The organism is Mycolicibacterium neoaurum ATCC 25795, assembly GCF_000691525.1.
GTDB lineage: Bacteria > Actinomycetota > Actinomycetes > Mycobacteriales > Mycobacteriaceae > Mycobacterium > Mycobacterium neoaurum.
Genome location: NZ_JMDW01000022.1, coordinates 44,977 through 64,265, shown reverse-complemented (window position 1 = coordinate 64,265; position 19,289 = coordinate 44,977). Strand labels below are relative to the sequence as shown.

The following is a 19,289-nucleotide window of genomic DNA, read 5'->3' as shown; positions in this document are numbered from 1 at the left end:
AACAAGGCTCATCCGATACCGGTCCGGCAATGATCCTCGGCGCGGCTCAGGCGCCGAGTGCATCGCGCAACACACGGCGCAACACCTTGCCCGACGGTAGTCGCGGGATCGTATCGACGAACACCACCCGTCGCGGTCGTTTGTAGGACGAGAGACGCTCGGCCACCGCGTCGATCAGCTCTCGCTCGGATACTTCGCCCGCAGCGGCGACAGCCGCCACCACGATCTCCCCGTCGGCCTCGTCGGGCACTCCGAACACCGCGCAGTCGGCGACCGATGGATGCCCGTGCAACACCGCCTCCACCTCGGCAGGTGCCACCTGGAATCCGCGGACCTTGATCATTTCCTTGAGGCGGTCGGTGATTCGCAACCAACCCTCGTCGTCGAGTTCACCGACGTCTCCGGTGCGATACCAGCCTCCGTCGAACGCCGCGGCGGTGTCGGCGGCGGGTAGGTAACCCGCCATCACCGACTCGGACCGCACCTGGATCTCGCCGCGGTCCCCGATGCGCACCTCTACGCCGGGTACGGGCTTGCCGACGGTGTCAAGTCGGGCGTCATCGATCGGGCAGCACGCGATGACCGGCAGTTCGCTGGCCCCATACGCCGACACCCACTGCACTCCGATGCGTTCGGTGACCGCATCGGCCACACTCCGGGTGACCGGGGTGGCACACCACATGATGTAGCGCAGCGAGGACAGGTCGTAGCGTTCCAGGTCCGGGTGTGCGGCGATGGCCAGGGCGATGGGGGCGACGGCCATCTCGATCGTGATGCGATCGTCCTGGATGTGGGTGAGCATGCGGTCGATGTCGAACCTCGGATGCAACCGCATCCAGGCGCGGGCGTCGAGCACCGTGGCGATGTTCAGCAGCCCCAGGATGTGCGAGGGCGGCGTCATGATCTGCATGCGGTCGGCGGCGCCCAGCCCCAGTGCGGCGCGCCAATGCCGCACCGCCGCAGCGAATGCCGCGTGGGTGTGGCGTACCGCCTTGGGCATTCCGGTGGTGCCCGAACTGAAGACGAACAGCGCGTCGGCCTCGGGCGGTACCACTTGCCGCGCGCAAGATCGGCTCATGATGGGCGTATCGAGGTGCACCATGGGAACGAACTCCGCCAGCAGCGCGACATCCCCGACACCGAGGACCGGTGACGTCAAAGCGAACGCATGGGCGACCTCGGCGCGTTTCCACGCCGAGCTGATCAGGACGACCGCGGCACCGAGCCGCCAGACGGCGCGCAGGGCGATGACGAACTCGGGCCGGTTCGAGGACATCAGCGCCACCCGGTCGCCGGCGCGCACCCCATGCTCGGCCAACGTGGCCGCCATCCCCTCGGCCGACGCGTCGAGCTCGGCCAGCGTGTACTCCCGCTCCTCATAGGCGAGGACCGATCTGCTCATCGATGCCATCAACCGACTACTTTATCTGAAATGGAGAATGATATTCTCCTCAAGTCAGAACCACTCGCTCAGGAGATCTCGATGACGGCCGAACCCGTGCCTGCCGACGAAGTCACGATCGTGCTCGACGGCGCCAGCACCACGATAGTGCCGACGGCGGGCGACACTCTGCTCGAGACCGCGCGCCGCGCCGGGTTGACGCCCCCGTTCGCCTGCGAGGCAGGCAACTGTGGCACCTGCATCGCGAAGTTGACGCAGGGTTCGGCGATCATGCGGGTCAATGACGCACTCGATGAGGACGAGGTCGAGGAAGGTTATGTGCTCACCTGCCAGGCGATCCCGGAGCCGGGACCACTGACGGTGAACTACGACGACTGAACCGCCTCGAAGGCCGGCGCGGGCCGATACTCGGGATCGAAACCGGCGATCCGGATCGGGCTGGCCACCAACCGGAAATCGCCGGCGTCCACCACCACCTCCTGGGTGTCCTCCAACGCCTCCGGCAACGAGCGCACCGCTGCGGCAGGGATACCCAGCGGTTTGAGCCGACGTTCCCAGTTGACCGCGGTGTCACCGGCCAGCGCGGCTGTCACCACGGCCAGCACATCGTCGCGGGCGGCCGCCCGCTCTGCCATGGTGGCGAACCCGGTCAGCCCGGCCTCGGCGGCGAACGACCGCCAGAACCGGTCATGGGTGATGAACAGGGCCAGGTGGCCCGCTGCGGTCGGGAAAAGCTGTGCGGGAACATAATACGAGTGCGCACCGAACGGGTGGCGCTTGGGCGCCACACCGTCGTTGAGATACGCCGCCGCGCGGTAATTCAGCTGGGAGAGCATGACATCGCGCAAGCACACCTCGACCTGACCACCCTGGCCGGAGACGATCTTGGCCAGCAACCCCAGTGCCGCGGTCAGCCCGGTGGAGTTGTCGGCGGCCGAGTAGCCGGGCAGGGTGGGCGGGGCATCCGGGTCGCCGGTCATCGCGGCCACCCCCGTCGCGGCCTGGATGACGTAGTCGAAGGCCGGGTCGTCCCCGCCGTCGAGCCCGTAACCGGTGAGCGCGACGCAGACGATCTTCGAGTTGTGTGCGCGTAGCTTCTCGTAGGTGAGGCCCAGCTTCTTGATGGCCGAGGGTTTCATGTTGACCAGCAGCGCATGCGAATCCGCGACCAGCTCGGCCAGTCTGGCCTGACCCTCGGCCGAGCGCAGATCCAGACACACGCTGCGCTTGTTGCGGTTCAGGCTGGCGAAATAGCTGTCGCTGACCTGCCGGGAGATCTCCCCACCGGGCGGCTCGACCTTGATGACCTCGGCACCCAGATCCGCCAGCAACATGGTGGCGTACGGACCGGCCAGCATGACACCGACCTCGATGATCCGGATGCCGGCCAGCGGACCCGAGGTCACGACACCGCCTTGGCGAGCTCGGCGATCACCTCGCGGGTACGGTACTTCGACGCGATCAACTCGTCGCGGCTGTCCCCGATCGGTAGGAGACGCACCGAGAGATCTGTCACGCCGGCATCGGCGAAACTTTGGAATCGACGCAGGATCTCGTCCTCGTCGCCGGCGGCGCAGAGATCGCCGACGGTGCGGGCGTCACCGCGGTCGAGCAATCGCTGATAGTTCGGCGAGGTCTCGGCCTCGGCCAGGATGCGGTTGGCCCGCTCCTTGGCCGACTCGATCTCGGAGTTCGCGCACAGTGTGACCGGGATGCCGGCGACGATGCGGGGTGCGGGCTTGCCCGCGTCGGCGGCGGCCTTGTTGATCCTGGGTGCGATGTGCTCGCCGATGGCCTTCTCGTCGGCCATCCACAGCGAGGTGCCGTCGGCGTGCTCACCGGCGATCTGCAGCATCACCGGGCCGAGCGCGGCCACCAGCACCGGCATCGGCGTCTCGGCGGCGAGCGCAGTCGGGTTGTGCACGGTGAAGTGGTCGTTCTCCACGTCGACCGGACCCGGGCCGGCGATCGCCGCGTTGAGCACCTGCAGATAATCGCGGGTGTAGCCGGCCGGCTTGTCATACGGCAGTCCCAGCATGTCCCGGATGATCCAGTGGTGCGACGGCCCGACGCCAAGGGCCAGCCGGCCGCCGGACACCGCGTGCACCGAAAGCGCCTGTCGGGCAAGTGCGATGGGATGCTGCGCCTGCAAGGGCACCACCGCGGTGCCCAGTTCGATGCGGGTGCTGTGTGCGGCCATCAGCGCCACCATGGTCAGCAGGTCGAAATCGTCGGGCACCTGCGGCATCCATGCGGTGGCCAGACCCGCCGAGTCGGCCCACTCGATATCGGAGATCAGCTTGGCGACCTTGCGCGCCATGTCGCCACGCTCGGCCCCGATCATCACGCCCAGTCTCATGATGCGTGTTCCCCTGCCTTTTCCGTCAGCGCGCGCACCTCGGCCACCAAGGTGTCCAGCGCGGTACCGGTCGGGAACACCGCCGCCGCACCGGCATCGAGCAGCTTCTGCACATCGGATTCCGGGATGGTGCCGCCCACCACGACGGCGATATCACCGGCATCGGCGGCACGCAACGCATCGACGGTGCGCTTGGTCATCGCGACGTGCGCGCCGGAAAGAATCGAAAGCCCCACCAGGGCAACGTCTTCTTGCAGCGCGATGGACACGATGTCCTCGATGCGCTGCCGGATGCCGGTGTAGATGACCTCGAAACCGGCATCGCGCAGGGTGCGGGCGACGATCTTGGCGCCGCGATCGTGACCGTCCAGACCGGGCTTGGCCACCAGCACGCGTGTCGCCATCAGCTGTGCCCTCTCTTCTTCGCGCAAGCGCTCATCAGAAAACCACCGGCTGCACGAACTCGCCCCACACGGCCTTGAGCGCGGAAACCATCTCCCCCACTGTGCAATAGGCGTTCGCGCAGTCGATGAGTTTGTGCATCAGATTGTCGTCTCCCTCCGCTGCTCGGGACAGCGCAGCCAGGGCCTCTTTCACCGCGACGTCGTCACGTTCGGCCTTGACCTTCGCCAGTCGAGCGAGTTGTTTGTCACGACCCTCGGCGTCGAGTTCGTAGGTGGCCAGATCTGGCGCCGGCTCGTCGACGACGAACTTGTTCACCCCGACCACGGGCCGCTGTCCGGATTCCACCTCGTTGTGGATCTTGAACGCCTCGTCGGCGATCAAGCCCTGCAGATACCCGTCCTCGATGCAGCGCACCATCCCACCGTGGTCCTCGAGATCACGCATGATCTCGATGATCTTCTCCTCGGTGGCGTCGGTGAGCGCTTCGACGAAGTACGAACCGCCCAGCGGGTCGGCCACTTTGGTGACGCCCGTCTCGTAGGCCAGGATCTGCTGGGTGCGCAGCGCCAGCGTCGCCGACTCCTCGGACGGCAGGGCGAAGGGCTCGTCCCAGGCGGCGGTGAACATCGACTGCACGCCGCCGAGCACCGAGGCCAGTGCCTCGTAGGCGACCCGCACCAGGTTGTTCTGCGCCTGCGGCGCGTACAGCGAGGCCCCGCCCGAGACACAGCCGAACCGGAACATCGCGGCCTTGTCGGTGGTGGCGCCGTAGCGCTCCCGCACGATGGTGGCCCACCGCCGCCGTCCGGCCCGGTACTTGGCGATCTCCTCGAAGAAGTCCCCATGGGTATAGAAGAAGAACGAGATCTGCGGGGCGAACTTGTCGATGGTCATCCGTCCACGCGCGACGACGGTATCGCAGTAGGTCACGCCGTCGGCGAGGGTGAACGCCATCTCCTGCACGGCATTGGCGCCGGCATCACGGAAGTGCGCACCGGCCACCGAGATCGCGTTGAACCGGGGTACCTCGGCAGCGCAGAACTCGATGGTGTCGGCGATCAGCCGCAACGACGGCTCCGGCGGCCAGATCCAGGTACCGCGCGAGGCGTACTCCTTGAGGATGTCGTTCTGGATGGTGCCGGTGAGCTTTTCGCGTGGCACACCCTTCTTCTCCGCGGCGGCCACGTAGAAGGCCAGCAGGATCGCCGCGGTGCCGTTGATGGTGAAGCTGGTGCTGATCTTGTCCAACGGGATGCCGTCGAACAGGATCTCGGCGTCGGCCAGGGTGTCGACGGCGACGCCGACGCGGCCGACCTCCTCCCCGTACTCGGGGTCATCGGAGTCGTAACCGCACTGGGTGGGCAGGTCCAGGGCCACCGACAGACCGGTGCCGCCCTGCTCGAGCAGATAGCGATACCGCGCATTGGACTCCTCGGCGGTGCCGAAACCCGAATATTGACGGAAGGTCCAGGTCTTGCCGCGGTAACCGGAGGCGAAATTTCCGCGCGTGAACGGGTACTCGCCCGGGGCCGGTGGGTCCTGCGCGCGGTCGGCCGGCCCGTACACCGGGGCCAGCGGGATACCCGACGGGGTCACGACATCATCGCTCATCGTTGGATAACGTACTTCCAAAAAATGAGAATGCCAATACCGGCGTCGGAAAACATGCACCGTGTGGCCCCGAGAGTTCGGGTGCGCACGCGACCACGAGGTCGCGATGCGACCCCCGTTGCTCCCCCTCGCCAGCCTATGGTTGATTATGGCACTTGCTGAAAATGAGAATGGCAATACCATCTACCGCAGGAACGGCCGCCGTCCAAGGAGTCCCCATGTCCCGCGAGCACCACCCGCTTGCCGACCGCACATTGCTGGTGTCGGGCGGCAGCCGCGGCATCGGCTTGGCCATCGCGCTCGGCGCGGCTCGCCAGGGCGCCAACGTCGTGCTGTTGGCCAAGACCGCCGAACCGCATCCGAAGCTGCCGGGCACGGTGCACACCGCTGTTGCCGAGGTACAGGCCATCGGCGCCGAGGCCATCGCCGTCGTGGGCGATGTCCGGAACGAAGAGGATGTCGCCCGGGCCGTGGACGCCGCGGTGCAGTCCTTCGGCGGTGTCGACATCGTCGTCAACAACGCCAGCGCCATAGCGACAGAAGCCACCGAATCGCTTTCGGCCAAGAAGTACGACCTGATGATGGACATCAACGTGCGCGGTACGTTCCTGCTGACCAAGGCAGCACTGCCACACCTGCGCGCGTCGACGGCCGCACATGTCATCACCCTTGCGCCACCGCTGAACCTGAATCCGTATTGGCTGGGCGCGCATCCCGCCTACACCGTGTCGAAGTACGGGATGACGCTGTTATCGCTGGGCTGGGCACAGGAGTACCACGATTCCGGTATCGGGTTCAGCTGCCTGTGGCCGCAGACCTACATCGCCACCTCCGCGGTGACGAACATGGCCGACGGCGACAACCTGGCATCGGCCTCGCGCAGTCCGGAGATCATGGCCGACGCCGCGGTGCAGATCCTGACCGGTCCGCCCGAGAAGTCCAACGGCCAGACCTACATCGACGCCGACGTCCTGGCCGAGGCGGGAATCACCGACCTGTCGCGTTACGGCGGTGGGGATGACCCCATCTGGGATATCTTCGTGGACAAGTCATGAGTATCTCGCTGCTGCTGGAGATGGCGTCCTCGGCCAACCCGGACGCCACCGCGATCGTGTCCGGTGACCTGCGGCTGACCGTCGAGGAACTGAGCGCCCTCGCCGATGGCGGCGCCGGCGTGGTGGCAGCCACCGGCGCTGGCCACGTCGCCTATGTCGGGACCGGCGGCGCCCTGCTGCCGCTGCTGCTGTTCTCGGCCGCCCGCGCCGGAGTGGCCGTGACACCGTTGAACTATCGGCTGTCCGCCGACGGGCTCCGCGCGTTGATCGACCGGCTGCCCGACCCGCTCGTCGTGGTCGATGACGAGTATCGCGCCGCGGTCGGTGACGGCTACCGGGTGATCGGCTCCCGAGAGTTCCTGGCCCGGGCGCGCACGGCCGAACCAGCGGCCGAATTCCCCGACCCCGACTCCGTCGGCGTGGTGTTGTTCACCTCGGGCACCACCTCGGCGCCCAAAGCCGTTGAGCTGACCCATAACAACCTCACCAGCTATATCACCGGGACGGTCGAGTTCGGTGCCGCCGCCGAGGGTGACGCCGCCCTGATCTGTGTACCGCCGTACCACATCGCGGGGGTGTCGGCGGCGCTGTCGAACCTGTACGCCGGCCGCAAGATGGTGTACCTCACCCAGTTCGACGCCCGCGAATGGGTCCGGCTGGTGGAGACCGAGGGCGTCACCTCGGCCACCGTCGTGCCGACCATGCTGGACCGGATCGTCACCGTGCTGGAGGAGCAGCGCACCGCGCTGCCGACCCTGCGGACGCTGGCCTACGGCGGGTCGAAGGTGGCACTTCCGTTGGTGCGCAAGGCCCTTGAGCTCCTACCCGCGGTCGGCTTCGTCAACGCCTACGGTCTGACCGAAACCAGTTCGACGATCGCGGTGCTGACCCCCGAGGACCATCGGGTGGCGCTGGCGGCCGACGACCCGGCGGTGAGACGCCGGCTGGCCTCGGTCGGCCGGCCGGTTCCCGGCATCGAGCTACAGATCCGCGGTGCCGACGGAGACGTCCTCGGCGCAGGTGAGGCCGGTGAACTACACGTGCGGGGCGAACAGGTCTCGGGGCGCTACACCGGGATCGGTTCGGTCCTCGACGCGCAGGGTTGGTTCCCCACCAAGGATGTGGCCACCCTCGACGAGGACGGATACCTGTTCATCGGTGGCCGCTCGGACGACACCATCATCCGCGGTGGCGAGAACATCGCCCCGGCCGAGATCGAGGATGTGCTGGTCGAACATCCCGCGGTGCGCGATTGCGCGGTGGTCGGCGCCGAGGATCCGCAATGGGGACAGATCATCGTGGCGGTCGTCGTGCCCACACCCGGCAGCGACGGTGGACCAGAGGAGCTACGCGAGTTCGTCCGAGCCCGGCTGCGCGGTTCACGCACCCCGGACCGTGTGGTGTTCCGCGCCGAACTGCCCACCAACGCCACCGGCAAAGTGCTGCGCCGGGAACTCGTCAGCGAACTCAACGATAAGGAGCCCGCATGATCAAGAACGGCACCCGCCTGCAGAGCCAGGTCTGCGACACCCAGGTCATCGTGGTCCGCAGCTCCGATGCGCTCGATGATCTGCGGGTCGGCGGCGCGCCGGTGATCCCGGTGGGCGGGGAAACCACCGCGGGCCTGTCACTGGACCCCGCGTTGTCGGACGGCAACCTGATGGGCAAGCGTTATGTCCATGACAGTGGCGCCGAGATTCTGGTGACGAAGGCCGGCACGGGCACGCTCAGCATCGGCGACGCGCCGCTGGCGATAAAAGAGGCAAAACCGCTGCCCGCCAGCGACTGACGGCGTCACTGTCGTCGTAGGCTCCGAGGATGACGACGATGATCGGCAAGACACGTTCGCTCGGACTGGTCAGCGCCGCCTATCTGGCCGCCATCGCGGTGGGTGCCCTGTGGCTCTGGTGGGGACCGACTACCGGACGGCTCTGGCTTGACACCCTGATCGCCGACATCCTGGCGACCCTGGTGATCTTCGTGTTCAGCCGTGTCTACCGGAATTCCAGCTTCTACGACGCCTTCTGGAGCGTCATACCGCCGTTGCTGCTCTTCTATTGGTGGTATCAGGCAGCTCCCGACGTGGATATGCTGCGCGCCTGGATGATCACCATTGTGGTCGTGCTGTGGGCGATCCGCCTGACGGCGAACTGGGTGTACGCGTTCCCGGGTCTGCACCACGAGGACTGGCGATACCCGATCTTCAAGGAGCGCGCCGGCCGCTTCGAACTCCTGGCCGATCTGGTGGCCATCCACCTCATCCCGACGCTGCAGGTGTTTCTGGCGATGGTGCCGGTGTACATCGCGATCACCCGGCCGGAGCCGGGTCTTGTGTGGTTGAGCTGGCTTGCGCTGGTTGTCGGACTTGCGGCAATCGCATTGGAACTCGTCGCCGATGTGCAGATGCACCGTTTCGTCGCCGAGCAACAGAGGGGTCAGGCGATGGACCGCGGCGTGTGGAGTTGGTCGAGGCACCCGAACTATTTCGGGGAGTTCAGCTTCTGGGTTGCGCTGGCATTGTTCGGCATCGCCGCGGCCCCGTCGTACTGGTGGTTGTCCAGTCTGGGTGCGGTGGCGATCCTGGCCATGTTCCTCGGCGCGAGCATCCCGATGATGGAGGAGCGCAGCCTGACCCGGCGGCCGGCGTATCAGGACGTCATCGACCGGGTCTCCCGCTTCGTGCCGAGGCCGCCACGGCGCGCAAACGCCTGATGGCTGCCCCCGACGTGTCAGGGGCAGCCATCAGACGGTCGGCAGGGATCAGTAGGTCGGCACGAAGACGCCGTTGATCCAGACGCCCCAATGGTTCCATCCGCTGTCCCACACCTGCGGGTTGCCCTGCGCCCAGGCCGGGTCGACCGGCTTCGGCGGTGCCCATGCCGGGGCCGTGCCGACGGACGGGCCGGCCGGCGGCGCGGGCGGCATCGGATGGGGCTCGGCGCTTGCCGTACCGGCGGCGGCCAGCGGACCGGCGATGAGGCCACCGGCAACGGCGGCACCTGCAATCAGTTTCTTGACATTCATGGTGCGTGATCCTGTTCTGTGAGCACTTGACCTGAACTCGATTCGATTACCGCGAGGGCGCGGACGGTAAACCCGCCGCTGTGTTGTGTGAGCTGTTTCATAGTCGAACGTTCACAGCGGTAATTGCGGCGCGGGTGTGCGGGCGTCGCGGTCCAGCCGTACACGGGCGTCCTATGCCGACGCCCTCTTCCTAGCCGGGCGGCTAGGCTGGCGGCGTGAGCACCGCAGGCAGACTGGCCCACACCCACTACAGCGCAGCGCAGAAGCGCATCATCGCGGCCTCATTGGACTTGTTCAACGCGCACGGTGTCAGCGACACGTCGCTACAGATGATCGCCGATGCCATCGGTGTCACCAAAGCTGCCGTCTACCACCAGTTCAAGAGCAAGGGCGAGGTTGTCATCGCGGTGGCCCAGACCGAACTCCTGGCGTTGCAGGACGCGGTGGACGCCGCCGAGGCCGAGATCGACCAGGTGACCGCGCGCGAGGTACTGCTCAGACGTGTGGTCGAGATGGCGGTCGCCCGTCGCCACCTCGCCGGCGCTCTGCAGTTCGACCCCGTGGTGGTGCGTCTGCTCGCCGAGCACCCACCGTTCGCCGAGTTCATCGAGCGGCTCTATGGGGTGTTGCTGGGCGGAACACTCAGTGTCGAGGCACGGGTGCACGCCGCCGTCATGTCCGGAGCCCTCGGCGCGGCCGGGACAAGCCCACTGGTCAGCGACGTGGATGACGATACGTTGCGCAGTCAGATACTCACGGTGGCCCGACGCATCCTGGACCTGCCGGCGGCATGAACGTGATCAGCAACTCCGCCTGAGGTTCGGCTTCGCGTGGCGCTTCGCCCGGACCACATCGTCATTGAAGCGATCCAGTAACACCGCCTGAGTCGCAGCGAGGTGTTGACGCGCGATGCGTTCGGCCGCCGCGGCGTCGCCTGCCGCGATCACCTCGACCATCCGGCGGTGGGTGCGCACTGCTTCCCGGGCCTGCGCCGGCGACGGGTACTCGCCTCGCTTGACGACCGCGTCGGCCCACTTCTCCTCCTGCACCGACCACAGCGCCACCAGGCTGCCGACCACATGGCGAACGGTGGCGTTCGGGGTGAATTCGACCATCAGATCGTGGAATTCGCGCGCGATGCGGGTGAATGCCGCGCCATCGGCGACCACTTCGGCGCACGCGTCGACATTACGGCTCAGCGCGGGGACCGCGGTGCGCAGTCGGTCGGGCCGGCGCGCCACCTCGGCCGCACACATCGGCTCGAGTAGCTGGAGGCCCTCGGCCAGGTCTCCGAGCGACACCGCGGAACCCTGCAGAGCCAATCCGAGGTGATATGCCGCCGACGACTCGTCGGGGCGGTGCACCTCGGCACCACCGACACTGCCCCGACGCACGGTCACCAGGCCCTCGGTCTCGAGGATGCGAAGGGCTTCGCGTACAGAGGGATAGCTGACCCCGAACTCGGCGACCAGTTGATCCTGTGTCGGCAGTCGATCGGCACCAGCCAGGATGCGGTCACGTAGCTCACCGGCCACCGTCTCGGCGATGCGCTGCTGCGGTATTCGCATGATTAATACTAGCAATCCTTATAAGGATTGCCCTACGATCCCGATGTGGACTTCGACATGGGGCCGGACGCCGTGACGTTGCGCGCCCAGTTGCGCGACCTGGTGGCAACCCACACTCCGGCGGATTATCTGGGCGCCTTCACCCATGACCCGCGCGACCTCGAGGTGGCACAGTCCTTTTGTCGCCTGCTCGCCGACCGAGGGCTGCTCTGCATGTCGTGGCCGCTGGAATTCGGTGGTCGCGCGTCATCGCCCTGGGAACAGACGGTGGTACGTGAGGAGATGTGGGCGCACCACGAGCCCCGCGGCGCACAGTACATGGGCGTCAACTGGGTCGGGCCGATCATCATGCGACACGGCACACCCGAACAGCAGGCCACCCACCTACCGCCCATCGCCGCTGGTGAAGTCATCTGGTGTCAAGGGTTTTCCGAGCCCGAGGCGGGTTCCGATCTGGCATCCCTACGCACCACCGCGGTGCGCGATGCTGACGGCTGGGTGATCAACGGGCAGAAGATCTGGACCTCCTACGCCACGATGGCACAGTGGTGCTTCCTGCTGGCGCGGACATCCAAGACCGGTGTGGGCCACATCCGCAAGAAGCAGCAAGGTCTGACGATCTTCCTCGTGCCCATGTCGGACCCGGCGATCACGGTGCGCCCGATTCAGACGATGATGGGTCCACACCACCTCAATGAGGTGTTCTTCGACGACCTGCGGGTCACCGACGCCGATGTATTGGGCACGGTCGACGACGGGTGGACCGTGGTGCAGAGCGTGCTGGCGTTCGAACGGGTCGGCATCGCCCGGTACGCGCGCTGCGAGCGGTTGCTGCACCTGGCCCCGAAAGCGTTGGGCCAGAGATGGTCCGATTTACCCGAGGAGTTGCGCGGCCGCTGGGCTCGGATGCTCACGCACTGCAGGCGGGCCCGACTGATGGCCTACCGCCTCGTCGCCCTGCAGGCCGAGGGGCAGGTCCGGCCAACCGATTCGGCCGCTTACCGGATCGCGGTGACCAGGCTGGATCAGGACAGTGCCGAGGTACTGATGGAGATTGCCGCGGCGCTGCCAGACGGTACGTCGCGGGTGTTCGCCGCGGAGGTCGAAGACCATTGGCGCTATTCGCAGCCGTCCACGGTGTCCTCCGGCAGCATCGAGATGCAGCGCATCCTGCTGGCCCGCACCCTGTTGGCGGCGTCGTGAACATCGACCTCAGCCCAGAAGCACGCGAGTACGGCGAACACGCCAGGCGGGCCTTCGCATCCGCGGGCGGCGACGCGCTGTTGCAGCGCGCCGAGGCAGATCCCGCCCGGCGTGAGTCCCTGGTTGCCGCCGTCCTGGAGGGACTGGGAGCCTGGGATCTGGAGCCGCGCGGTGATGCCGATTCCGCCGAGGCCGCGGCCGCACTGTGCCGGAGCGCCGGCTACTGGGGGTTGCCCTACCCGGTGGCCGAACGGCTGGCCCGCCCCACCGATACCGACGCCGACGGCCTGTTCGTGATCGCCGGGCCTGCCCCGGCCGCAACGATCGCAGGGATCGGCGGGAACTGGGTGACAACGACATTGGGCGGTCACCGCGACCGGGTGATCGGGACCCGGGATCCGCGTACCGCATTCGTCGCGTCCCTCGAGCTGGCTGCCCTCGACGATGCCGGCCTCGGCGATATCGCGCTCGCGCTCGTCCTACCCTGCTGGACATTGCTCGGAATGCTGGATCGTGCACTGGAATTGACCGTGGCCCACGTAAAACTGCGTCGACAATTCGGTCAACCGCTTTCGGACTTTCAAGGGGTGCAATTCCAGCTCACAGATGCCGAGGTCGAGCGCAGCGGCCTGGAGATGCTGGCACGCCATGCGCTGACGACCGCAACCGGCCCCGACGGACCGGCCGACGCTCTGGCCCTCCGGATGGCCGCCATCGAAGCGGCCGAGGTGGTCTTCCGGGTGTCCCACCAATTGCACGGCGCGGTCGGTTTCTGCGATGAGACAGTGCTGTCCTGGCTGTCCCGCCACAGCCAGCCGCTGCGCCGTCTGCCACTGGGCCTGTCCGCCACCCGCTCGCGACTCACCGTGCAGTTGGGTACCCGCGGACTGACCGGACTGTACAGCGACGCATCATGACCGGAGATCTGGACGGCTTTCGACGGCAGGTACGCGACTGGTGTGCCGCGCATGTGCCTGCCGACTGGCGGGCCGCACAGACCGGCGTCGGTGACGACGAGTACGTGCGGTTTCAAAAGGCATGGTTCAGCGAATTGCATTCGGCAGGTTTCGCGGTTCCGCACTGGCCTGCGGAGTGGGGCGGCGGCATGTCCGTGGCCGAACAGATCGTGCTGTACTCGGAATTGGCCGCGGCAGACGCACCGCGACTGGTGTTGGCGTTCGTCGGCATACACCATGCCGCATCGACGCTGTTGGCCGTCGGCACCGACGAACAGCGTCGTCGCCACCTTCCCGCCATCCTGGACGGTGAGATCTGGGTGCAGGGCTTCTCCGAACCCGAAGCCGGTTCCGACCTCGCCGCGTTGCGCACCTCGGCGCGCCGCGACGGCGACCATTTCGTGGTCAACGGCCAGAAGGTCTGGGCAAGCGGGGGGTTGCACGCCGACTGGTGCCTGCTTCTGGCGCGCACCGATCCAAATGCCCCTAAACGGCATGGCATCTCGTATTTCCTGATGGATATGGACAGCCCCGGCGTTGAAGTCCGGCCGATAAAACAGGCCACCGGTGAATCGCACTTCTGCGAGGTGTTCCTCAACGACGTGCGAGTTCCGGCGGCGAACCTGGTGGGCGCGGAGAACAAGGGTTGGCAGGTGGCGCAGGAGACGCTGGGCGCCGAGCGTGGAATGACCATGCTGGAACTGGCGGAGCGGCTGGGTAACGCGGGCTTCGGATGGCTTGTCGGCGAATGCCGCAGCGCGGGTGTAATCGATGACGATCTGGTGTCAGATCATCTGGCACAGTTCGAGATCGAGATCACCGGACTGCGGGGGCTGTGCCGTGACCTGGTCGAGGGCAGGACGAGCGGACCCGCCGACGCATCGGTGGTGAAATTGTTCTACAGCGAACTGCTGCAACGATTGACCGATTTCGGGACCCAGATCAGCGGATTGGCCGGGCACACCGTCCTGGCCAAACCGATCTCCAGCGGTTGGGAGTCGGGCGCCTGGGTGCTGGATTTCATCGGCTCCTGGGAGTGGACCATTCCCGGCGGCGCCAGCGAGATCCAACGCACCATCATCGGGGAGCGCGGCCTCGGCCTACCCCGAGAACCGGCGGGGGCCTGATGCCTCGAGAATTCGTCGAGCTGCACGCCCAGATGCGGTCGGTGGCACGGGACGTGTTGTCGACCGGCCGTCCGGACTGGACGCTGCTCACCCGGGCGGGTTGGCCAGGACTGGAGATCGCCGAGACGCTCGGCGGGTCGGGGGTTTCCTTCGCCGAAACCGCCTTGGTCGCCGAGGAACTGGGGCGTGCCGCGGCACTAGGCCCGCACCTGGGTGTGATGTTGGCTGTCGGTGCGCTGCTGACCATCGGCGATGACGCGGATCGCGATCGGTTGCTGGCCCGGACCGCCGAGGGCGGCGAGCGACCCGTGGCGGTGCTACCGACGGGTGAGAATCCTGGGTCAGCGTTCCGCCTTCACGATGACCAGAGTGTGGACGGAACGGCGGAGTTCGTGCCAGACGCCGGTCAGGCGACCCGGCTGTTGATTCCGGCCCGTGCGCCGAACGGCACAATGGTGCTCGCCGACTGCGCACCTTCCCAGCTCATCGTGACACCGCAACCCGTGCTCGACGAGACGCGCGCGCTGGCCACCGTGACCGCTGACAGGGCGCCTGCCGACCGGATCTGGCCGCTGCCCGCCTTGGCCTGCCTGATCGACCGCGGTGCCGTTGCCGTCGCCGCCGACAGCCTGGGGCTGGCCGAAGCAATGCTGAAAGGCACGGTCGACTACGTCGGGATGCGGCATCAGTTCGGCCGGCCGATCGGCTCATTCCAGGCCGTGAAACACGCCTGCGCCGACATGCTCGTGAAGATCCGGGTTGCCCGACAGCTCGTCGACGTCGCGGTGGACGCAATCGTCGACGGCGGTGACACGAGCGCGTCGGCTGCCATGGCCAAGGCATACGCGACCGAGACCGCCGTTTTCGTCGCAGGAACGGCAATGCAGTTGCACGGCGGGATCGGCTATACCTGGGAAAGCGGAATCCACGTCTACTTGAAACGGGCAGGCCTGAACAGGTCCCTGTTCGGTTCGCCGAGAGCCCACCGCCGCACACTGGCCGCGCGATACACCCGATGATCTCGATCGGCGGTCAGACACCTCGGCTTGTTAGCCTTCGACCATGGATCAACGGGTCGCAGGGCGTCGTGCCTGGCTGGGCGGGGTGCTCGTCCTCGTTCTGATCCTGTCCGGCTGCGCCTCGGCGGTGCTCGACGGCCGCCCGGTGTCCATGCTCTACGACCCGCAGCGCGCCGGCGGGCTGCCCGCCCGCGACGGACCGAGCGGGCCGCGGCCGGACGCTCCCCCGCCGGTGAGCGTCGCCGAGAACAGCGACGGTGGCCCGGTCGACGAGTTGGTGCTACGAGCCGTCGACGACCTTGAGGATTTCTGGTCACAGAACTGGGAGGGCGCCCTCACCGGCACCTACAGCCCGGTGTCTCGACTCGTGTCCTATGACGCGTCCGATCCCGCATCACCCACCGTCTGCGGCAACGATCTCTACGACCTGTCGAACGCCTTCTACTGCTTCGGCGAGGACGTGATGGCCTGGGACAGAGGCCAGTTCATTCCCGGCGCGGCACAGTACTTCGGCGATATGGGCGTGGTCGGGGTGATCGCCCATGAGTTCGGCCATGCCGTTCAGGCCAAGGCCCACCTGGTAGAGAAGTCGACCCCCGTGCTGGTCAAGGAGCAACAGGCCGATTGTTTTGCCGGCGTCTACCTGCACTGGGTGGCCGCGGGAAAGTCGCCACGATTCGACCTGAGCACCGGCGACGGGCTCAATCACGTTCTGGCCGGCGCGATCTACATCCGGGACCCGCTGATGACCCAGGAGGAAGCCATCCTGACCGGCGACGCACACGGGTCCGCCCTGGACCGGATCAGCGCCTTCCAGATCGGGTTTGCCGGCAATGCCGACCAATGTGCGGCAATCGACATGGCCGAGATCACCGAACGTCAGGGCGATCTGCCGAAGTTCCTGTCCTATGACTCCTACGGCGATCCATCGGCCAGCGACAGCCCGATCGACGAACAGTTGCTGTCCGGCCTGATGGATACCCTGACCCAGATCTACCAGCCGGCCAGCCCGCCGTCGCTGAACCTGGACATGGCGCCCTGTCCTGACGCGCAGACGGTTTCCCCGGCGTCCTACTGCCCCTCGACCAACACCGTGAACGTCAATCTCCCGACCCTGCAGGCGTTGGGAACTCCCAAGGCCGAGGACCAGGGCGTGCTGCTACAGGGCGACAACACCGCGCTGTCGATCGTGACATCCAGATACGCGCTGGCCCTGCAGAAGGAGCGTGGCGACCCACTGGATACGGCGATCACGGCGCTGCGCACCGCGTGTCTGACCGGCGTCGCGCAGGGCCGGATGGCCGAACCCGGCGGCACACTGACGTTGTCGGCCGGTGACACCGATGAGGCGATCTCGGGGCTGCTGACCAATGGCCTGGCCGCCAGCGATGTCAACGGTGTGACCGCGCCGGCCGGGTTCACCAGGATCCTGGCGTACCGGTCCGGTCTGGGCGGCGATGCCGAAACGTGCTACCAGCGGTTCGGTGCCTCGTGACGTACCCACCGAACCCGAATCAGCCGCCGGGACAAGCCCAACCGTGGTGGGCCAGGCCCGGCGGAGCGGCGCCGCCGGGGTCCCCGCCGCAGACACCCTCGCGGATACCCCGTCCGCACGACCAGGGCCCACCGCCGCAGCGACCCCAGCCCCGATATCAGCCGCCGCCCGCACCTGGGCAGCCACCATGGCCCAACCAGCCAGCGCAGCCACCGCCGAGAAAGCCGACACCTCCACCGGCGCAACGCCCGCCGGTCGACCCGAACCGCTACAAGCTTCGGCCGGAGCAGCAGGCCGTTGGACATCGACGGCAACAGCGCAGACCGGACCACCGGCGCACCGCCATCATTGCCGGCCTGGCGGGTGTCGCGCTCGTCGGGGTGGGTATCGGTATCTGGCAGTTCGGATTCGACGGCACTCCGGTTATCAGGGTCGAGACGGCCGAGACCGGCGTACGTGACATCCTGTCGGATCCGATCAACGGATACGGCGCCAACTCCATCAGCGCACTGCGCTGCAACAAAGGCAAGGATCCGTCGGCCGCCAAGGGCGACAGCTTCACCTGTGACGTCGAGATCGACGGGGCCATCCGCCAGGTGTACGCCGAGTTCACCGATGACGCCGGCACGTTCGCCGTGGACGGGCCGCGGTGATCAGGTACCGGGACGCTTGTGCTGCTGGCCGTGCACACCTTCGGCATACGCCGTTTCGGCGTGCTGGGTGAAGTCGATACCGGATAGTTCGTCTTCGCGAGTTACCCGGAATCCCATGGTCGCGTCGATCACCTTTCCCAGCACGAACGACACGGTGAACGCGAACGCGGCGACCACGACGATGCCCAGAGTCTGCTTGCCCACCTGGGTGATCCCGCCGCCGTAGAAAAGGCCCTCGGGACCGCCCGACACGGCCTCGGCAGCGAGCAGACCGATGAGGAAGGTTCCGACCACCCCGCCGACGAAGTGCACTCCCACCACGTCGAGCGAATCATCGTATCCAGCGGTGAATTTCCACCCGATCGCATACGAGCACACCACGCCCGCAACCAGACCGACCACTACGGCGCCCAGCGGCGAGACGAACCCGCATGACGGCGTGATGGCGACCAGGCCCGCTACGACGCCGGAGGCGGCGCCAAAGGTGGTCGGGTGTCCATCGCGGAAGCGTTCGACTGCGAGCCAGCCCAGCATCCCGAGGCATCCGGCGATCAGCGTGTTGAGAAAAATGACCGCGGCCTTGCCGTCCACCGCAAATGCCGAGCCTGCGTTGAAACCGAACCAGCCGAACCACAACAGGCCGACACCGAGCAGGACGAACGGGAGATTGTGCGGGCGCATGGCCTCGGATTTGAACCCGATACGCGGGCCGAGCACCAGCGCGAGCGCCAAAGCCGAGGCCCCCGAGACGATCTCGACAACCAATCCACCCGCGAAGTCGAGCGCGCCGAAGACGGAGAGCCACCCGCCAGGTCCCCAGACCCAGTGCGCGACGGGCGAATACACGGCCAACGTCCACAGCGCGACGAACAGCGTCCACGCCGAGAATTTCGCCCGGTCGGCGATCGCGCCGCTGACCAGCGCCGCGGTGAGAATGGCGAACGCCAACTGGAACGTCACGAACAGCAGCTCGGGCACATTGGAGCGCACCGCGGACACATCGATACCGGACAGTCCGAGGTGGCCGAGCCCGCCGATGATTCCGCCCCCGGCGTCCGTGCCGAACGCCAGGCTGTAGCCGGCCACGATCCAGGTGACCGTGACGACCGGGATGGCGATGAAGCTCATCATGATCATGTTCAGCACGCCGGTGGAGCGGACCATGCCGCCGTAGAAGATGGCCAGACCCGGGGTCATCAACAACACCATCGCGGTGCTGACGAGCAACCAGGCGGTGGCGGCGGGGTCGATCTGCACGCGGGCTCCTTCGTCAGGGCAAAACGCCCGGACGACTATGACACAGTGGGTGCGCCCGCGATCTCCGGATCGGCCTATTTCAGCTATTTGACAGCGGCGACGGCAGCCGGGCGTCACCGAGGCCGCCCGCAGGTGCCCTCCTCGCAACCGCAACA

General features: G+C 66.9%; 20 protein-coding genes. 12 read left to right on the top strand and 8 right to left on the bottom strand.

The features are described from left to right. Positions 1 to 46: 46 nt before the first annotated feature. Positions 47 to 1,402 carry a class I adenylate-forming enzyme family protein gene (locus IC40_RS0124540; protein ID WP_030137311.1) on the bottom strand — a complete coding sequence of 452 codons (1,356 nt, stop codon included), beginning with the start codon at positions 1,400 to 1,402 and terminating at the stop codon, positions 47 to 49. An 81-nt stretch (positions 1,403 to 1,483) separates the two neighbouring features. On the opposite strand from IC40_RS0124540, the gene IC40_RS0124535 reads away from it, so the two are divergent. Beyond that, positions 1,484 to 1,780, top strand: coding sequence for a 2Fe-2S iron-sulfur cluster-binding protein (locus IC40_RS0124535; protein ID WP_030137310.1), 297 nt, complete (start codon positions 1,484 to 1,486; stop codon positions 1,778 to 1,780). Here IC40_RS0124535 and IC40_RS0124530 read toward each other — a convergent pair. From IC40_RS0124530 to IC40_RS0124515, 4 genes are read right to left on the bottom strand one after another with little or no spacing between them, the layout of a single operon-like run. Next, entirely contained in the window at positions 1,768 to 2,760 is a 993-nt protein-coding gene (locus IC40_RS0124530) for a CaiB/BaiF CoA transferase family protein (protein ID WP_042510036.1), read from the bottom strand. The two genes, IC40_RS0124535 and IC40_RS0124530, sit on opposite strands and share 13 nt — an antisense overlap. A gap of 44 nt (positions 2,761 to 2,804) precedes the next feature. After that, on the bottom strand, positions 2,805 to 3,761 hold the full coding sequence (locus IC40_RS0124525; RefSeq protein WP_030137308.1) for an LLM class F420-dependent oxidoreductase: 957 nt from the start codon (positions 3,759 to 3,761) through the stop codon (positions 2,805 to 2,807). After that, entirely contained in the window at positions 3,758 to 4,165 is a 408-nt protein-coding gene (locus IC40_RS0124520; RefSeq protein ID WP_030137307.1) for a cobalamin B12-binding domain-containing protein, read from the bottom strand. The genes IC40_RS0124525 and IC40_RS0124520 overlap by 4 nt, the downstream gene beginning before the upstream one ends. A gap of 34 nt (positions 4,166 to 4,199) precedes the next feature. Further along, entirely contained in the window at positions 4,200 to 5,777 is a 1,578-nt protein-coding gene (locus IC40_RS0124515) for a methylmalonyl-CoA mutase family protein (protein ID WP_030137306.1), read from the bottom strand. 218 nt (positions 5,778 to 5,995) lie between these two features. Here IC40_RS0124515 and IC40_RS0124510 point away from each other — a divergent pair, with 218 nt between their 5' ends. From IC40_RS0124510 to IC40_RS0124495, 4 genes are read left to right on the top strand one after another with little or no spacing between them, the layout of a single operon-like run. Further along, entirely contained in the window at positions 5,996 to 6,832 is an 837-nt protein-coding gene (locus IC40_RS0124510) for an SDR family oxidoreductase (protein WP_030137305.1), read from the top strand. Next, complete coding sequence (locus IC40_RS0124505) at positions 6,829 to 8,322, top strand: class I adenylate-forming enzyme family protein (RefSeq protein WP_030137304.1); 1,494 nt, start codon at positions 6,829 to 6,831, stop codon at positions 8,320 to 8,322. Before IC40_RS0124510 ends, IC40_RS0124505 begins: the two co-directional genes overlap by 4 nt. After that, positions 8,319 to 8,621, top strand: coding sequence for a hypothetical protein (locus IC40_RS0124500; RefSeq protein WP_030137303.1), 303 nt, complete (start codon positions 8,319 to 8,321; stop codon positions 8,619 to 8,621). Before IC40_RS0124505 ends, IC40_RS0124500 begins: the two co-directional genes overlap by 4 nt. 29 nt (positions 8,622 to 8,650) lie before the next feature. After that, positions 8,651 to 9,544 (top strand): DUF1295 domain-containing protein, encoded by an 894-nt coding sequence (locus tag IC40_RS0124495; RefSeq protein ID WP_030137302.1) that lies wholly within the window; start codon positions 8,651 to 8,653, stop codon positions 9,542 to 9,544. Between the two features lie 48 nt (positions 9,545 to 9,592). Here the strand turns inward: IC40_RS0124495 and IC40_RS0124490 are convergent, their stop codons facing one another. After that, positions 9,593 to 9,856, bottom strand: coding sequence for a hypothetical protein (locus IC40_RS0124490; protein WP_030137301.1), 264 nt, complete (start codon positions 9,854 to 9,856; stop codon positions 9,593 to 9,595). A gap of 215 nt (positions 9,857 to 10,071) precedes the next feature. On the opposite strand from IC40_RS0124490, the gene IC40_RS0124485 reads away from it, so the two are divergent. Beyond that, a complete protein-coding gene (locus IC40_RS0124485) occupies positions 10,072 to 10,650 on the top strand; it encodes a TetR/AcrR family transcriptional regulator (RefSeq protein ID WP_030137300.1) in 579 nt (192 codons plus the stop codon). A gap of 6 nt (positions 10,651 to 10,656) precedes the next feature. Here the strand turns inward: IC40_RS0124485 and IC40_RS0124480 are convergent, their stop codons facing one another. Further along, complete coding sequence (locus IC40_RS0124480; protein ID WP_030137299.1) at positions 10,657 to 11,424, bottom strand: FadR/GntR family transcriptional regulator; 768 nt, start codon at positions 11,422 to 11,424, stop codon at positions 10,657 to 10,659. Between the two features lie 45 nt (positions 11,425 to 11,469). On the opposite strand from IC40_RS0124480, the gene IC40_RS0124475 reads away from it, so the two are divergent. The 6 genes from IC40_RS0124475 (at position 11,470) to IC40_RS27930 (ending at position 17,877) form a co-directional block, all read left to right on the top strand. Next, complete coding sequence (locus IC40_RS0124475; RefSeq protein ID WP_030137298.1) at positions 11,470 to 12,627, top strand: acyl-CoA dehydrogenase family protein; 1,158 nt, start codon at positions 11,470 to 11,472, stop codon at positions 12,625 to 12,627. After that, positions 12,624 to 13,544, top strand: coding sequence for an acyl-CoA dehydrogenase family protein (locus tag IC40_RS0124470; RefSeq protein ID WP_030137297.1), 921 nt, complete (start codon positions 12,624 to 12,626; stop codon positions 13,542 to 13,544). Before IC40_RS0124475 ends, IC40_RS0124470 begins: the two co-directional genes overlap by 4 nt. Then, positions 13,541 to 14,710, top strand: a complete 1,170-nt coding sequence (locus IC40_RS0124465; protein WP_030137296.1) for an acyl-CoA dehydrogenase family protein — start codon at positions 13,541 to 13,543, stop codon at positions 14,708 to 14,710. The genes IC40_RS0124470 and IC40_RS0124465 overlap by 4 nt, the downstream gene beginning before the upstream one ends. Then, the gene (locus IC40_RS0124460; protein WP_030137295.1) at positions 14,710 to 15,729 is read left to right on the top strand and encodes an acyl-CoA dehydrogenase family protein; all 1,020 of its coding nucleotides are present in this window, start codon (positions 14,710 to 14,712) and stop codon (positions 15,727 to 15,729) included. The genes IC40_RS0124465 and IC40_RS0124460 overlap by 1 nt, the downstream gene beginning before the upstream one ends. A gap of 43 nt (positions 15,730 to 15,772) precedes the next feature. Then, positions 15,773 to 17,224: a neutral zinc metallopeptidase gene (locus IC40_RS0124455; RefSeq protein WP_030137294.1), complete on the top strand. Its 1,452-nt coding sequence runs from the start codon at positions 15,773 to 15,775 to the stop codon at positions 17,222 to 17,224. Positions 17,225 to 17,604: 380 nt separating this feature from the next. Then, complete coding sequence (locus IC40_RS27930) at positions 17,605 to 17,877, top strand: DUF4333 domain-containing protein (protein ID WP_042510012.1); 273 nt, start codon at positions 17,605 to 17,607, stop codon at positions 17,875 to 17,877. On the opposite strand, the gene IC40_RS0124445 is transcribed toward IC40_RS27930, so the two are convergent. Further along, positions 17,878 to 19,134, bottom strand: a complete 1,257-nt coding sequence (locus IC40_RS0124445) for an ammonium transporter (protein ID WP_030137292.1) — start codon at positions 19,132 to 19,134, stop codon at positions 17,878 to 17,880. Positions 19,135 to 19,289: the final 155 nt, after the last annotated feature.

Coding starts and splice junctions, on each gene's coding strand:
- IC40_RS0124500 (WP_030137303.1), top strand. CDS start 8,319: ATGATCAAGAACGGCACCCGCCTGCAGAGCCAGGTCTGCGACACCCAG.
- IC40_RS0124465 (WP_030137296.1), top strand. CDS start 13,541: ATGACCGGAGATCTGGACGGCTTTCGACGGCAGGTACGCGACTGGTGT.
- IC40_RS0124530 (WP_042510036.1), bottom strand. CDS start 2,760: ATGCTGGCCGGTCCGTACGCCACCATGTTGCTGGCGGATCTGGGTGCC.
- IC40_RS0124505 (WP_030137304.1), top strand. CDS start 6,829: ATGAGTATCTCGCTGCTGCTGGAGATGGCGTCCTCGGCCAACCCGGAC.
- IC40_RS0124460 (WP_030137295.1), top strand. CDS start 14,710: ATGCCTCGAGAATTCGTCGAGCTGCACGCCCAGATGCGGTCGGTGGCA.
- IC40_RS0124540 (WP_030137311.1), bottom strand. CDS start 1,402: ATGAGCAGATCGGTCCTCGCCTATGAGGAGCGGGAGTACACGCTGGCC.
- IC40_RS0124535 (WP_030137310.1), top strand. CDS start 1,484: ATGACGGCCGAACCCGTGCCTGCCGACGAAGTCACGATCGTGCTCGAC.
- IC40_RS0124520 (WP_030137307.1), bottom strand. CDS start 4,165: ATGGCGACACGCGTGCTGGTGGCCAAGCCCGGTCTGGACGGTCACGAT.
- IC40_RS0124525 (WP_030137308.1), bottom strand. CDS start 3,761: ATGAGACTGGGCGTGATGATCGGGGCCGAGCGTGGCGACATGGCGCGC.
- IC40_RS0124510 (WP_030137305.1), top strand. CDS start 5,996: ATGTCCCGCGAGCACCACCCGCTTGCCGACCGCACATTGCTGGTGTCG.
- IC40_RS0124515 (WP_030137306.1), bottom strand. CDS start 5,777: ATGAGCGATGATGTCGTGACCCCGTCGGGTATCCCGCTGGCCCCGGTG.
- IC40_RS0124495 (WP_030137302.1), top strand. CDS start 8,651: ATGACGACGATGATCGGCAAGACACGTTCGCTCGGACTGGTCAGCGCC.
- IC40_RS0124455 (WP_030137294.1), top strand. CDS start 15,773: ATGGATCAACGGGTCGCAGGGCGTCGTGCCTGGCTGGGCGGGGTGCTC.
- IC40_RS0124480 (WP_030137299.1), bottom strand. CDS start 11,424: ATGCGAATACCGCAGCAGCGCATCGCCGAGACGGTGGCCGGTGAGCTA.
- IC40_RS0124490 (WP_030137301.1), bottom strand. CDS start 9,856: ATGAATGTCAAGAAACTGATTGCAGGTGCCGCCGTTGCCGGTGGCCTC.